This is a genomic window from Comamonas denitrificans (assembly GCF_042654745.1).
GTDB classification, from domain to species: domain Bacteria; phylum Pseudomonadota; class Gammaproteobacteria; order Burkholderiales; family Burkholderiaceae_C; genus Comamonas; species Comamonas denitrificans.
In genome coordinates, this window is record NZ_JBHSEY010000057.1 from 140,900 (window position 1) to 155,429 (window position 14,530).

Sequence of the window (14,530 nt, forward strand, 5' to 3'; positions counted from 1 at the left end):
TGCACAGATGTCAGTGTGAGCGCAGCGCTCACAGGCCCAGCTTTTTTGCTACGTAGTCGGCATCCTTGTCGCCACGGCCCGAGAGGTTGAGCAGGATGTGGCAATCGGCGGGCAGCGTTGGGGCCACGCGCATGGCCCAGGCCACGGCGTGGGCGCTTTCCAGCGCGGGGATGATGCCTTCCACGCGCGATAGCTGCATGAAGGCGTTGAGCGTTTCCTGATCGTCTGCCGTTTCGTACTGCACGCGGCCCAGGTCTTTCAGGTAGCTGTGCTGCGGGCCAATACCGGGGTAGTCCAGGCCCGAGGCGATGCTGTGCACGGCGGCGGGCTGGCCGTCGGCATCTTCCAGCACGTAGCACTTCATGCCGTGAATTTCGCCAGGCTGGCCCATGGTCAAGGTGGCGGCGTGGCGGCCCGGTTTGTCGGTGCCTTCGCCGCCCGGCTCCACGCCGACCAGCTGCACGCTGGCGTCGTTCAAGAACGCGGTGAACATGCCCATGGCGTTGCTGCCGCCGCCCACGCAGGCAGTGACGCAATCGGGCAGCTTGCCGTGCTTGGCCAGGAACTGCTCGCGCGCTTCGCGGCCCACGATGGACTGGAAGTCGCGCACCATCATCGGGAAGGGGTGCGGGCCCACCACCGAGCCAATGGCGTAGAGGTAGTCGGTGGGGTTGGAGAGGTATTCCTCAAATGCGCTGTCCACCGCTTCCTTGAGCGTGGCGGCACCGCGTGTTACGGGCACCAGCTTGCAGCCCAGGATGCGCATCTTGGTGACGTTGGGGTGCTCTTTCTCGATATCGACCTGGCCCATGTGAATTTCGCAGGGAATGCCCACCAAGGCGCAGGCCGTGGCCAGCGCCACGCCGTGCTGGCCTGCGCCGGTTTCAGCGATCACCTTTTTCTTGCCCATGAATTTGGCCAGCAGCGCCTCGCCCAGGCAGTGGTTGATTTTGTGCGCCCCGGTGTGGTTGAGGTCTTCGCGCTTGAGGTGGATTTGCGCTCCGCCCAGTTGCTGCGACAGGCGGCGGGCGTGAAAAATGGGGCTGGGGCGGCCCACATAGTCGGCAAACAGCTGGGCCAATTCATCCTGAAAATCCTGCCGCTGGGTGATTTCAGCGTAGGCGGCGTTGATGGCATCCATGGCCTCTTTAAGGTGGGGCGGGACGAGCTGGCCGCCGTAGGGGCCAAAAAATCCCTGGGCATCGGGCATAGAGGCAAAAGAGGCGGGAGCGTTCATGGTGAGTCTCAAAGGCAAAGGAAAGACGAAAAGACAAAGGAAAGCCGTAAAGCGGACATTTTCCCTGTTTTTCTTACCATATTTTTGGAGTACTCCAGGCCGTGCTTTTGGGCTTTTCAATCCAGGGGAAACCAGATAGCCATTAACAGTGGTTTTTATTGACAATCATCGCCACTGGCGTGGCCAGTATTGCCAAAGTGCTGTGCCACAAGTACCGCGCTTTGGTGGCTATTCACACGCACGCAACCCGTGCAAGGAGATTACTCTATGACAGCGTTACGGCTGCACGTGCCCGAGCCTACCGGCCGGCCGGGCGGAAAAACCGATTTTTCCTACCTCATGGTCTCGCCCGCAGGCGCGGTGCGCAGGCCCCCCACAGACACCCCCGCTGCGCAAACCGCTGACCTGGCCACCAGCTTGGTGCGCGTTTTGGATGATGAGGGCAAGGCGCAAGGCCCTTGGGCCCCGGCCATCCACCCGGAGCGCCTGCGCCGAGGGCTCAAAGCCATGATGAAGACGCGCATCTTTGATGCCCGCATGGTGCTGGCCCAGCGGCAGAAAAAACTTTCTTTTTATATGCAGTGCCTGGGTGAGGAAGCCATCGCCGTGGCGCAGGCGGCCGCCTTGCAAGAGGGGGACATGCACTTTCCCACCTACCGCCAGCAGGGGCTGCTGCTCTCGCGCGACGACATCTCCATGGTCGAGCTGATGTGCCAGCTCATGAGCAACGTGCGCGACCCGAACAAGGGCCGCCAGTTGCCGGTGATGTATTCGTACAAGCGGGCCGGGTTTTTCTCCATCTCCGGCAACCTGGCCACCCAGGTGCCGCAAGCAGTGGGCTGGGCCATGGCCTCGGCCATCAAGGGCGATACCAAGATCGCCTCGGCCTGGATTGGCGACGGCTCCACGGCCGAGTCGGACTTTCACACCGCGCTGACCTTTGCCCACGTGTACAAGGCCCCCGTCATCGTGAACGTGGTGAACAACCAGTGGGCCATCTCCAGCTTCCAGTCGATTGCCGGGGGCGAGGGCACCACCTTTGCCCAGCGCGGTGTGGGGGTGGGCATTGCCTCGCTGCGCGTCGATGGCAACGACTTTTTGGCCGTGTACGCCGCCTCGCAATGGGCCGCAGAGCGTGCCCGCACGAATAACGGCCCGACGCTGATCGAGTGGGAAACCTACCGTGCCGGGCCGCATTCCACCTCGGACGACCCAAGCAAATACCGCCCGGCCGACGACTGGAAGCACTTCCCCCTGGGCGACCCGATCGAGCGCCTGAAACAACACCTCATCGTGATTGGCGAGTGGAGCGAGGAACAGCATGCGCAGGCCCAGCAGGAGTTGGAAGCTGAAGTGCTGGCCGCGCAAAAAGAGGCCGAAAGCTACGGCAGCCTGCTCGATGGCCGCGTGCCCAGCGCCGCGACCATTTTTGACGATGTCTATAAAGAAATGCCGGAGCACTTGCGCCGGCAGCGCCAGCAGATGGGGGTGTAAGCCATGAGCGAAATGACCAGCAACGCCGCCGCCCCGCAAGAGGCGCAGGCGGCTTCTTCCATGACCATGATCCAGGCGCTGCGCTCGGGTCTGGACGTGATGATGGCCAAGGACGACAACGTGATCGTCTATGGCGAGGACGTGGGCTACTTCGGCGGCGTGTTCCGCGTCACCGAAGGTTTGCAGAAAAAATACGGCAAAACGCGCTGCTTTGATGCGCCCATCTCAGAGGCCGGCATCGTCGGCACCGCCATTGGCATGGCCGCCTACGGCCTGCGCCCGGCCGTCGAGATCCAGTTTGCCGATTACGTGTACCCGGCATACGACCAGATCGTCTCCGAGCTGGCCCGCTTGCGCCACCGTTCGGCGGGCGACTTTTTTGCCCCCATCACCATCCGCATGCCCTGCGGCGGCGGCATCTACGGCGGGCAAACGCACAGCCAAAGCCCCGAGGCGGTGTTCACCCATGTGAGCGGTCTGCGCACCGTCATGCCCAGCAACCCGATTGATGCCAAGGGGCTGCTGATTGCCTCGATGGAGTGCGACGACCCGGTGATCTTCCTGGAGCCCAAGCGCCTGTACAACGGCCCCTTTGACGGCCACCACGACCGGCCGGTGCAGCCCTGGAACAAGCACGAGCTGGGCAAGGTGCCCGAAGGCTATTACACCGTGCCGCTGGACAAGGCGGCGATCTTTCGCCCCGGCAAGGCCGTCACCGTGCTGGCCTACGGCACCATGGTCTGGGTGGCCGAGTGCGCCGCGCGCGAAACCGGCATCGATGCCGAGGTGATTGACCTGCGCAGCCTGTGGCCGCTGGACCTGGACACCATCGTCGAATCGGTCAAAAAAACCGGCCGCTGTGTGGTCGTGCACGAGGCCACGCGCACCAGCGGCTTTGGTGCCGAGCTGGTGGCCCTGGTGCAAGAGCACTGCTTCTACCACTTGGAAGCGCCCATTGAGCGCGTGACGGGCTGGGACACCCCCTACCCGCACGCCCAAGAGTGGGCTTACTTTCCTGGCCCTGCCCGTGTGGGTGCGGCTTTGCAACGCGCAGTGGAGGCATAAAAAATGGGTATTTACGTTATTCGCGTGCCCGATATCGGCGAGGGCATTGCTGAGGTGGAACTGGTTGCCTGGCACGTCGCGCTGGGTGAAAACGTCAAGGAAGACCAGCCCGTGGCCGATGTCATGACCGACAAGGCCAGCGTGGAAATTCCCTGCCATGTGCATGGCAAAGTGATTGCCCTGGGCGCGGCCGTGGGGCAGATGATTTCGGTCGGTGCTGAGTTGATCCGCCTGGAAGTCGAGGGCGAAGGCAACTTAAAAGAAGATGCTGCACCGGCGCAAGCTACTGCACCAGCTACACAAATTGCAGCTGCTCCCGCAGAAAAATCAAAGCAATCAGATACAAAAGCATCTGAAAACATTGCAATACCAGCGGTACAAGCTCCTAAACAAGCATCTGTCCCGCCGGCCCGCCCTGCCGCCCACGCCCCCGTGGCCCAGGTCCGCAAGGAAGGGGAGCGCCCGCTGGCTGCGCCCTCGGTGCGCCGCCGCGCCCTGGACATGGGGGTGGACTTGCGCCTGGTACACGGCAGCGGCCCGGCCGGGCAGATTTCCCACGCCGACCTGGAAGCCTTTGCCGCTGGCCAGGGCCCGGTGCTGGGGGGCAACCCGCAGTATGTTGAGCGCCACGGCGAGGAGGTGATTCCCGTCATCGGCCTGCGCCGCAAGATTGCGCAGAAGATGCAGGAGGCCAAGCGCCGCATCCCGCACTTCAGCTATGTGGAAGAAGTGGACGTGACCGAGCTGGAGGCACTGCGCCAGCAGCTCAACAAAATCCACGGTGCTACGCGCGGCAAGCTCACGCTGCTGCCGTTTTTGGCCCGCGCTATGGTGCTGGCGCTGCGCCAGTTTCCGCAGATCAACGCCCGGTATGACGACGATGCCGGCGTGGTTACCCGCTTCGAAGCCGTCCACCTGGGCATTGCCGCGCAGACCGACGGCGGCCTGATGGTGCCCGTGCTGCGCCATGCCGAAAGCCTGGACCTGTGGGCCAGCGCCGCCGGTATCGCCCGCGTGGCCGAGGGGGCCAAAACCGGCAAGCTGGGCCGCGAGGAGCTGACCGGCTCCACCATCACCCTGACCAGCCTGGGGGCGCTGGGCGGCATCGTCAGCACCCCGGTGATCAACCATCCGGAGGTGGCCATCGTCGGCGTAAACCGCATGGTCGAGCGCCCCATGCTGAAAAACGGCCAGGTCGTGGCGCGGCAGCTGATGAACCTGTCCTCGTCCTTCGATCACCGCGTGGTCGATGGCATGGATGCGGCGCAATTCATCCAGGCCATCCGCGCCCTGCTGGAAACCCCGGCACTGCTGTTTATCGATTAACCGGGAGAGGATAAAAAGATGAAAGAAATTTCCACCAAACTGCTCGTCATCGGTGGCGGCCCCGGCGGCTACGTGGCCGCCATCCGCGCCGGGCAACTGGGCATTCCTACGGTGCTGGCCGAAGGGGCCAGCCTGGGCGGCACCTGTTTGAACATTGGCTGCATCCCGTCCAAGGCGCTGATCCATGCGGCGCAAGAGTTTGCGCACGCCCGCCAGTTCGGCGCGGGCACCTCGCCCCTGGGCATCAAGGTGGCCAATCCGCAGATCGACATTGCGCAAACCGTGCGCTGGAAGGATGGCATCGTCGCCCGCCTGTCTGGCGGTGTCGGGGCGCTGCTGCGCAAGGCCGGGGTGCAGGTGCAGCGCGGTTGGGCGCAGATTGAGGATGGCAAAACCGCCGTCATCACCCCGCACGACGGCGGTGAACCGGTGCGCGTGCGTTGCGAGCATCTGCTGCTGGCCACGGGTTCCGAGCCGGTGTCGCTGCCGTCCATGCCCTTTGGCAGCAATGGCGGAGCCATCTGGTCGTCCACCGATGCGCTCTCGCCCGATGTGCTGCCCAAGCGGCTGGTCGTGGTTGGCGCAGGCTATATCGGCCTGGAGCTGGGCATGGCCTACCGCAAGCTGGGCGTGGAAGTCACCGTGGTGGAAGCCGCCCAGCGCGTGCTGCCCAGCTACGACGAAGAACTGACCCAGCCCGTGCTGGAAGCCCTCAAGCGCAGCGGCGTAGTGCTGCACCTGGGCTGCAGCGTGGCCGGCTACGACGCGCAGCAGGGCGTGCATGTGCGCAATGCCCGGGCCGACGAATTTGCCCTGCCGGCCGAGCGCGTGCTGGTCGCCGTGGGCCGCCGCCCGCGCACCCAGGGCTTTGGCCTGGAAGGGCTGCAGCTGGACATGGCCGGGCGCTTTGTCGCGGTCGATGCGCATTGCCGCACCTCCATGCGCAATGTCTGGGCCATTGGCGACGTGACCGGCGAACCCATGCTGGCCCACCGCGCCATGGCCCAGGGCGAATGCGTGGCCGAGCAAATTGCCGGCAAGAACCGGCGCTTTGAGCCCATGGCCATCCCAGCCGTGTGCTTTACCGACCCCGAGGTGGTGGTGGTTGGCCAAACCCCGCCCCAGGCCGAGGCGGCGGGTGTGGAGGCCATCACCTCCACCTTCCCCTTCGCTGCCAATGGCCGGGCCATGACGCTGGAGGCCACCGGCGGCTTCGTGCGCGTCGTGGCCCGCAAGAGCGACCACCTCATCCTGGGCTGGCAAGCCGTCGGCCAAGGCGTAGCCGAACTGGTCGCCGCCTTTGCCCAATCCCTGGAAATGGGCGCGCGCCTGGAGGATGTGGCCCACACCATCCACGCCCACCCCACCCTGGGCGAAGCGGTGCAGGAAGCCGCGCTCAAGGCACTGGGCCAAGCGCTGCATATTTAGTGCCGTGCATGCGGGCTTAAGGCCATAAACAAACAGGCGCTGCGGGCAACCACAGCGCCTGTTTTTTTAGAACGTGTTCATGATCTCGAATGAAGGTGTGGGGGATGCGGTTCGGGATGGGTTGCGAGGCGCAAACCACAGCAATAGCTTGGCTATTGCGAGGATTTGCAACGACGCAGACCGCCCGAAGCCGCGCCCGCACACCCATGAGGAGATCGTGAACACGTTCTTAGTACCTGCCCGAAATCAACAGCCCCAACGGCCCGCGACGGGCGGGCGCCGAGCGCGCCGCCATCAACGCGCCCATGCAGGGCACGGCGGCAGACCTCATCAAGCTCAGCATGGTGGCGGTGCAAGCCGCGCTGGACGCGCAGGAGCGGGGCACCAAGATGATCATGCAGGTGCACGACGAACTGGTGTTCGAAGTGCCCGAGTCAGAGGTGGATTGGGTGCGCACCGAGGTGCCGCGCCTGATGGCCGATGTGGCCGCTCTCAAGGTGCCGTTGCTGGCCGAGGTGGGCTTTGGTCCCAACTGGGAAAAAGCGCACTGAGCTTCAAAAAAATCAATCAAAAACCCCTTCTCCGCAATGCGCAGAAGGTTTTTTTGCTATTGATTCATGAATTTTTGATGTGCGTTGATGGATGCACTTGCTGACTTGCATCAACATGTTTGCTTTTGAGGTGCCTTTAGCGTAAAAAATCATTGTGTGTATGAAATTGAACAGGGTAATCACTTAGAGTTGTCAGGCGTTGAGGGTTTTGAGTCATTTCACAATCGCTTGGAGGGATTTTCATGCTTGACAGATTTCGTCTGACGCATCGTGTATTTGTTGTGATGGGTGTGTTCTGGTTGATTTTTTTGGCGGTGGCGGCGCTGGGCTTCAATGGCATGAAGCAGGCACGGGATTCGATGGTGGCGATCCATGACGTGCGCATGCGCGCAACCGATGCACTGAGTGTGATGGTCCGCGGTTACCTGGACAACCGCATCCAGATCCTGATGTTGTTCCAGCACGACCCAGAAAGCCCTTTGGCCAAATTTCATGACCACAGCATCGACCTCCATTTCAACCAGATAGTCCAATCCCGACAGGTCAACACCGATGCATCCAAGGTCGTGGCGGACCGTGACATCGACGCTGAAGAGCGCGCACTGGTGGACGACATGCTGGCCAAACGCAAGGCGTGGCAGGGCCAGCGAGACAAGGTTCTGGACGCGCTCAAAAGCGGCTCCTTCGTCCCCGATGTCATGGCTGTTTACCTGGGCGCAGTCAAGCGTGAAGGCAACGCCTTTGAAGAGGCCATGGCGAAGTTGCGCACCTTCCAGGCGGACCGTGCCGCGCAGGAAACCCAGGCGGCCCAGGCGCGTTACGACCAAAGCAAGCTTGCGTTCATGCTGGCGGTGTTGCTGGGTGCCATACCCATGAGCATCGTCATGAACCTGACGCTGCAGCGCATGGGCAGGGGCTTCAGGCAGGCCAGATCGGCTGCATCAGCCATTGCGGCCAACGATTTGACGCAAGGCATTAACCCCACCGGGGCCGACGAAATAACCGAGCTGCTGACCGAGCTTCGCACCATGCAAGCCAACCTGCGCACGCTGTTGGGCACCGTCATGCGTGGCGCTGAATCGATCTCTGCCGCCTCGCATCAAGTGGCTGCGGGCTCAGTGGACTTGTCGGGCCGCACCGAGCAGCAAGCCAGCTCGCTGGAGGAAACAGCATCCGCCACCGAGCAATTGACGAGCAGCGTGGGGGCCAACGCCGACAGCGCCAAACAGGCGAACAAAATGGCCCACGATGCCTTCGAAGTGGCCAACAAAGGCGGTGACATGGTCAAGGGCGTGATCCGCACCATGGACGAAATCAACACCTCGTCACGCAAGATCGTGGACATCATTGCCGTGATCGACAGCATTGCTTTCCAGACCAACATCCTGGCCCTCAACGCGGCGGTGGAGGCGGCGCGGGCGGGCGAACAGGGGCGCGGGTTTGCCGTGGTGGCCTCGGAAGTGCGCACGCTGGCCCAACGCTCCGCCACCGCTGCGCATGAGATCAAGGCGCTGATCGGGGACTCTGTCAGCAAGGTCGAAAGCGGCACCATTCAGGTCGCAGAGACCGGTGCAACCATGCAAGATACCGTTGCAGCCATCGAAAAAGTGGCCCAAATTGTGAGCAACATTGCAGCCTCCAGTGCCGAGCAGGCCCAGGGTATCTCGCAAATCAACGATGCCCTGTCCATGATGGACGGCGTGACCCAGCAAAACGCCGCGCTGGTGGAAGAGTCGTCTGCTGCGTCGGCAGCCCTGAGCGAACAGTCCCATCGCCTCAAGCAGGCGGTGAGTGCGTTCAAACTCTGATGTTATTCATTTAATAGCAGTGCGCCAGCAAAGGCGGTAGATCGTAGTTGATGAAAGTTCAATACTGGGAAGACAGGCTTTGTTGCACAAGTCGGAAGGCAGACGAGATTACCCCAGCCCCAGACGCAGCTATGCCATGGCACCCACGGGCACCGTGCTCGGGCGCCCGAGTTGCGTGAAACGGTTGAGCAGAGCCACACGCACATGCAACTCCACCACCTGCCGCTCAAACGTGCGCGCCATCACCCGTTGGCCCAGGCGTTTGAAGCAGTGCATCTTCGTCTCCACCAGACTTCTGCGGTGATAGTCGCTCCACTTTTTCCAGATGCTGCGCCCCAATCTGTCACAGGCTCGCAGCGCTTCGTTGCGCGCATGCGCTCCCACCAGGGTCGCCTTCCACGTCTGGGCGTTCTTGCGCGGGGGGATCACCGCCTGCGCATTTCGCTGGGCAATCGCCGCATGGCACGCCTTGGTGTCGTAGGCACCGTCCCCACTGACGCTGGCAATCGGCTCATCGGGTGGTATCTGCTCCAGCAACTCGAGCAGCATGGGCGCATCGCCCACGCTGTTGTCGGTCACCTCGATGGCCCGGATCTCCAACGTGTGGGCATCAATACCCAGGTGCACCTTGCGCCACTGGCGCCGGTACTCGGCACCGTGCTTCTTGCGTTTCCATTCGCCTTCGCCAAGGAACTGAATGCCGGTGCTGTCCACCAGCAGTTCCAGTGCGGTGGTACTGGCTCGGTAGGGCAGTTGTACCTGCAAAGTCTTCTGGCGTCGGCACACGGTGCTGTAGTCGGGCACCCGCCAGTCCAGGCCTGCCAGACGCAGCAGGCTTTCAACCATGCCCAGGCTTTGACGCAGGGCCAGACCGAACAGGCACTTAGAACGTGGTGCCCCTCACTTCTTGAGCGGAATCGGTGTCTGCGCGGGCACGGGCACCACCGCAACGCTGTTCTGGGGCGAGCCTTCGATGAGTTTTTCAGAATACGTCAGGTACACCAGCGCGTTGCGCTTGGCATCCACTATGCGCACCACGCGCAGGCGCTTGAACAGGATGGACGTGCGCTCGCTAAACACCTCCTGCTGCTGGGGCAAAGGCCCCGCAGCAAACTGCACCGGCCCGGTGGCTGCGCAAGCGATCGAGGCCTCGGAGCGGTCTTCCGCCAGCCCCAGACTGCCCTTGATGCCCCCCGTGCGGGCACGCGAAACGTAGCAGCTCACGCCCTGCACGTGAGGGTCGTCGTAGGCCTCGACCACAATGTCGTGGTCGCGCCCCAGCCATTTGAAGGCGGTATCGACATCGCCAATTTTTTCGCCGCTGGCCGCCGCCCACGTCGGACACGCCAGCACAGCGGCCAGCAGCCAAGCGCGGTGCCTCATGTGCACAGTAGATAAATAGGGCATAGGGCGTGGCCTCCTTGTGTAAATTGCGAGGAACAATTGTAGAGTGCCCCCCGCGCCGCCTGCACCCCAAAACAGCCCCCACCGAAAGCCCCACGCCTTGCACCACCGACCACCGCACGCCCCCGCACAGCCATCTTTGCCAGCGCCCCGCGCTTCCTCCTGGCGCATAAATCTGGGCATTGCCGCCTTTTGGCTGGCCGCGCTGGGGGTGCTCTACATCGCTATGGAGCACTACTTGCAGCCCAACGCCGCAGTGGTCACGGCCAGTGGCAGCCTGCAGATCGAGCGCCACCGCGATGGGCATTTTTATGTGGATGGCAGCATCAATGGCCAGCCTGTGCGCTTTATGGTGGACACGGGGGCCACCTACATCACCATCACCGACACCCTGGCCCACAGCGCTGGTCTGCAAGGGGGCGAGGTGGTGCAGTTTCGCACCGCCAACGGCACACGCACCGGGCGGCTGGTGCGGGCACAGTCAATTGCCGTTGGGCCACTGCGGGTGAACAACCTCACCATCGGGATTGGCTACACCGGAAGCGATGCCCAAGCGGCCTTGCTGGGCCAGAATTTTTTACGCCAGTTTGATGTATCGATGCGGGGGAATGTGCTGGAGTTGCAGCCACGCTGACCGGCAGGAGCAGATAAATGCACCGCTGATGAGGCATACAAGGCCTGAGATGGCGTGCAGGCTTTGAGAGAGTTGGTGCGCGAGGCCGTGCAGTGCAACCAGCCTTTGCTGATGGGCGAATCACCCGAGCGCCAGGCGATTGCTTAAACAATTTAACGAAGCTGTTTGCGCTTGAATTGATTGGTTTTTAGATAGTTATTAAGCCAAAAGTATTAATAATAAAGCGCGTACAGCTATTTTTATGATAGCTTCAGGCAAACTTACTGCACCCGCACGGCATCAACCAGGTCTTTGAATTCATTCACATCTTCAAAACTGCGGTACACACTGGCAAAGCGGATGTAGGCCACTTTGTCCAGCTGGTGCAGCTCTTGCATCACCATCTCGCCAATGCGGCTGGAGGGCACTTCGCGCGAGGCGGCGCTGAGCAGCTGCTCTTCAACATGCTCAATCGCAGCATCAATGGCGGGCGCGGGCACCGGCCGTTTGCGCAGGGCCAGGGCCAGAGAATCACGCAGTTTGTTGCGGTTGTATTCGGTACGGCGGCCGTCTTTTTTGACCACCATCGGAAAGTTCACATCCGGTCGCTCGTAGGTGGTAAACCGTTTGGTGCAGGCGGAGCACTGGCGCCGCCTGCGGGTAAAGCTGCCATCCTCGGCCACGCGGGTTTCCATCACCTGGGTGTCCGGGTGATTGCAAAACGGGCATTTCATGGCGCTCTACCTTGTCCCTGGGCAGGGCTTAGTTGCTGTACACCGGGAAGCGGGCGGTCAGCTTGGCCACTTCGGCCCGCACGCGCGCCAGGTTGGCTTCGTCGTTCGGGGCTTCCAACACGTCAGCCACCAGGTTGGCGGTGATGCGGGCTTCTTCTTCCTTAAAGCCGCGCGTGGTCATGGCCGGGGTGCCGACACGGATGCCGCTGGTGACCATGGGTTTTTCAGGGTCGTTGGGGATGGAGTTTTTATTGATGGTGATGTGGGCAGCACCCAGGGCCGCTTCGGCCGCCTTGCCGGTGATGCCCTTGGAGCGCAGATCGACCAGCATGACGTGGCTTTCGGTGCGGCTGGAGACGATGCGCAGGCCACGCTCGATCAAGGTCTCGGCCACCACCTTGGCATTTTTCACCACTTGCTCTTGGTAGGCCTTGAACTCGGGGGTCAGGGCTTCTTTGAAGGCCACAGCCTTGCCGGCGATGACGTGCATCAGCGGGCCGCCTTGCAGGCCAGGGAAAATGGCGCTGTTCAGGGCTTTTTCGTGCTCGGCCTTCATCAGAATCACGCCGCCACGGGGGCCGCGCAGGCTTTTGTGCGTGGTGGTGGTGACCACATCGGCATGGGGCACGGGGTTGGGATAGACACCGGCGGCAATCAAGCCGGCGTAGTGGGCCATATCCACCCACAGGATGGCGCCGACTTCTTTGGCGATTTTGGCAAAGCGGGCAAAGTCAATTTCCAACGCATAGGCCGAAGCACCGGCAATCAGGATGCGCGGCTTGTGCTCGCGGGCCAAGGCTTCCATTTTGTCGTAGTCAATTTCTTCTTTGGCGTTCAGACCGTAGGAGACCACGTTGAACCACTTGCCCGACATGTTCAGCGGCATGCCGTGGGTCAGGTGACCGCCTTCGGCCAGGCTCATGCCCATGATGGTGTCGCCAGGCTTGGCAAAGGCCATGAGCACGGCCTGGTTGGCTTGCGAGCCGCTGTTGGGTTGCACGTTGGCCGCTTCAGCACCGAACAGTTGTTTAACGCGGTCGATGGCCAGTTGCTCGACCACATCCACATGCTCGCAGCCGCCGTAGTAGCGCTTGCCGGGGTAGCCTTCGGCGTATTTATTGGTCAGTTGCGAGCCTTGGGCTTCCATGACGGCGGGGGAGCAGTAGTTTTCGCTGGCGATCAGCTCAATGTGCTCTTGCTGGCGTTGGTTTTCGGCCTGGATGGCGGCAAATACTTCGGGATCGACAACTTGAACGGTATTGGAACGTTGGAACATAGTGTGAACGGCAGTTGCGGTGATGAGTCCCTTAGAACATCTCTAAGGGTTGCCCAGGCGAACGGCTAAAACACCCGAAGTGTGGCTCAGGCGGTACGCTCCCCGGTGGTTGGTGTGCGCCAAGGCACAAAACTGTTCCACATCAGCGTAGCTGGGTTGCATGCTTGCCCCGCCTTGCCTATCGCCAGTCGCGTACTCTGTAATTCTAGCTGCTCATAAAAGCAAAGCCGACATTGGTCGGCTTTATTGCGGGTGGCGTGCCCAGTCTAGCGACGGCGATATGCAAGCACGCTGCTACATATTGTCTGGATGGGTCGCACCAGGTGCCGCGTCGGCAGGCTGCGTGCTGGCCAGTGCCAGGGTTTGGGCAGCGCCAGCGGCAGGGGCTGCCGCAGTGGTTGTTGGTTGTGCCGGCGGCGCTGCGGGTGCGGCACGGCCTGCCACTTGGCGAATACGTTGGTATTCGGCCAGCACCTTGGCGCCATAGCCTCCATCAGAGGGCAAATTGGCTGCGCCAACGTAGTATTTCAAACCGCCTTCAATCGAGCCCGCACGGCGGATGTATTCCTTCAAAATTGCCACGCCCACGCGCATATTGCTCACCGGATCAAACGCGGCCAGATCGCCACCGAAATGTTCGTACTTTTCGGTGTGCACCCGGGTCATGACCTGCATCAGACCTTGGGCACCGACACTGCTTTGGGCAAACGGGTTAAAGCGCGATTCAATGGCCACCACAGCCAAGATCAAAGTGGGGTCAATCTTGTGCTGGCTGCCTTGGTTATAGGCTTCCGCCACCAGGGCCGCCATCGGTTCGGCCGCCACCTTGTACTTTTTGCTCAGCCAGTAGGCAATGGCGGCTTGCTCACGCGGCAGCGCTTTGGGATTGGTGGCCGTGGTGCGCTCAATGGCTTCAGGCTCAGAGGCAATAGAGCCTTCTGCCGCTGCATGTTGGCGCTCTTGCAACCAAGCGTGCAGCTGCGCTTCGCCAGCAGAACGCCAGTCGGGGCGCACGAGGAAAACCACGATCATGCACGCCACGGCAATGCCTAGCAGTGCCAGCGTATTACGAAAAATTTCAAGAAAGCCTTCCGTGGTATCGGAAAAAACTGAGCGCACAGCGGCGCCGAGGTTTCTTGACGGAGTCATAGCGGATCCTTTGCTTTCGGTTCGCACAGTCACGTTGGCAGCCCAGGTGCTTGTCACCTTGGATAAACCAATCTGTCTGAACCGGGAGTGGAGGGGGCTGCTTCTTCGCAAGAGATGCTCGGTTCAAGCACCATCTGGAAATAAGGCCATGGAGCAGCGTCAATAAAAAAGCCCTGGAGAAAACCAAGGCACGGTGCGCATTGTAAAAGTCTGCAAAATTACCAGTCAATGGTAAAAAAATATTTTTTTAGACAAAAAAGTTATTTCAAAACCTCTTGCATCGCCTGTTTTTTAGTGGTTTACCCTTGAGAAAAGAAATTTTTTGGCACAAAGCGTTGGCATTTGGCATGTGACTGGCTACATTGGAAGCGGGTGTTTTGCACCTGTTATTCGTTGGCTTGCAGCCACAGCGCTGGCCCTCCCAGCACTCAGCCCCTGTTTGGCA

Annotated in this window: 11 protein-coding genes, 2 pseudogenes and 1 riboswitch; of the genes and pseudogenes, 7 read left to right on the forward strand and 6 right to left on the reverse strand. The window is 61.4% G+C overall.

All coding sequences use genetic code 11. The features are described from left to right. Positions 1-28 precede the first annotated feature (28 nt). The gene (gene trpB, locus ACFO24_RS12655) at positions 29-1,237 is read right to left on the reverse strand and encodes a tryptophan synthase subunit beta (protein WP_377738666.1); all 1,209 of its coding nucleotides are present in this window, start codon (positions 1,235-1,237) and stop codon (positions 29-31) included. A 267-nt stretch (positions 1,238-1,504) separates the two neighbouring features. Between trpB and ACFO24_RS12660 the strand changes: the two genes are divergently transcribed. The 6 genes and pseudogenes from ACFO24_RS12660 (at position 1,505) to ACFO24_RS12685 (ending at position 8,909) form a co-directional block, all read left to right on the forward strand. After that, on the forward strand, positions 1,505-2,731 hold the full coding sequence (locus ACFO24_RS12660) for a 3-methyl-2-oxobutanoate dehydrogenase (2-methylpropanoyl-transferring) subunit alpha (protein ID WP_377738667.1): 1,227 nt from the start codon (positions 1,505-1,507) through the stop codon (positions 2,729-2,731). A 12-nt stretch (positions 2,732-2,743) separates the two neighbouring features. Continuing rightward, on the forward strand, positions 2,744-3,796 hold the full coding sequence (locus tag ACFO24_RS12665; protein ID WP_377738733.1) for an alpha-ketoacid dehydrogenase subunit beta: 1,053 nt from the start codon (positions 2,744-2,746) through the stop codon (positions 3,794-3,796). A 3-nt stretch (positions 3,797-3,799) separates the two neighbouring features. Further along, positions 3,800-5,122, forward strand: a complete 1,323-nt coding sequence (locus ACFO24_RS12670) for a dihydrolipoamide acetyltransferase family protein (protein ID WP_377738668.1) — start codon at positions 3,800-3,802, stop codon at positions 5,120-5,122. Between the two features lie 18 nt (positions 5,123-5,140). After that, positions 5,141-6,550 carry a dihydrolipoyl dehydrogenase gene (gene lpdA, locus ACFO24_RS12675; RefSeq protein WP_377738670.1) on the forward strand — a complete coding sequence of 470 codons (1,410 nt, stop codon included), beginning with the start codon at positions 5,141-5,143 and terminating at the stop codon, positions 6,548-6,550. A gap of 233 nt (positions 6,551-6,783) precedes the next feature. Next, positions 6,784-7,101: pseudogene (locus ACFO24_RS12680) on the forward strand (DNA polymerase); the annotation flags it as partial. Between the two features lie 242 nt (positions 7,102-7,343). Continuing rightward, the gene (locus ACFO24_RS12685; protein WP_377738671.1) at positions 7,344-8,909 is read left to right on the forward strand and encodes a methyl-accepting chemotaxis protein; all 1,566 of its coding nucleotides are present in this window, start codon (positions 7,344-7,346) and stop codon (positions 8,907-8,909) included. A gap of 129 nt (positions 8,910-9,038) precedes the next feature. On the opposite strand, the pseudogene ACFO24_RS12690 reads toward ACFO24_RS12685, so the two are convergent. Together ACFO24_RS12690 and ACFO24_RS12695 are read right to left on the reverse strand one after the other, a co-directional pair. Then, positions 9,039-9,794, reverse strand: a pseudogene (locus tag ACFO24_RS12690) (IS5 family transposase); the annotation flags it as partial. A gap of 15 nt (positions 9,795-9,809) precedes the next feature. Then, positions 9,810-10,292 (reverse strand): CreA family protein, encoded by a 483-nt coding sequence (locus ACFO24_RS12695; protein WP_207575949.1) that lies wholly within the window; start codon positions 10,290-10,292, stop codon positions 9,810-9,812. Positions 10,293-10,413: 121 nt separating this feature from the next. Between ACFO24_RS12695 and ACFO24_RS12700 the strand changes: the two genes are divergently transcribed. Further along, positions 10,414-10,947, forward strand: a complete 534-nt coding sequence (locus ACFO24_RS12700) for a retropepsin-like aspartic protease family protein (protein ID WP_377738672.1) — start codon at positions 10,414-10,416, stop codon at positions 10,945-10,947. A 260-nt stretch (positions 10,948-11,207) separates the two neighbouring features. On the opposite strand, the gene nrdR is transcribed toward ACFO24_RS12700, so the two are convergent. From nrdR to ACFO24_RS12715, 3 genes are all read right to left on the reverse strand, one after another. Continuing rightward, positions 11,208-11,660: a transcriptional regulator NrdR gene (gene nrdR / locus ACFO24_RS12705; protein WP_207575938.1), complete on the reverse strand. Its 453-nt coding sequence runs from the start codon at positions 11,658-11,660 to the stop codon at positions 11,208-11,210. Between the two features lie 28 nt (positions 11,661-11,688). After that, positions 11,689-12,936, reverse strand: coding sequence for a serine hydroxymethyltransferase (glyA, locus tag ACFO24_RS12710; RefSeq protein ID WP_377738673.1), 1,248 nt, complete (start codon positions 12,934-12,936; stop codon positions 11,689-11,691). A gap of 44 nt (positions 12,937-12,980) precedes the next feature. Beyond that, positions 12,981-13,138: riboswitch (ZMP/ZTP riboswitch) on the reverse strand. A gap of 92 nt (positions 13,139-13,230) precedes the next feature. Beyond that, positions 13,231-14,085, reverse strand: coding sequence for a lytic transglycosylase domain-containing protein (locus ACFO24_RS12715; RefSeq protein ID WP_377738674.1), 855 nt, complete (start codon positions 14,083-14,085; stop codon positions 13,231-13,233). Positions 14,086-14,530 lie beyond the last annotated feature (445 nt).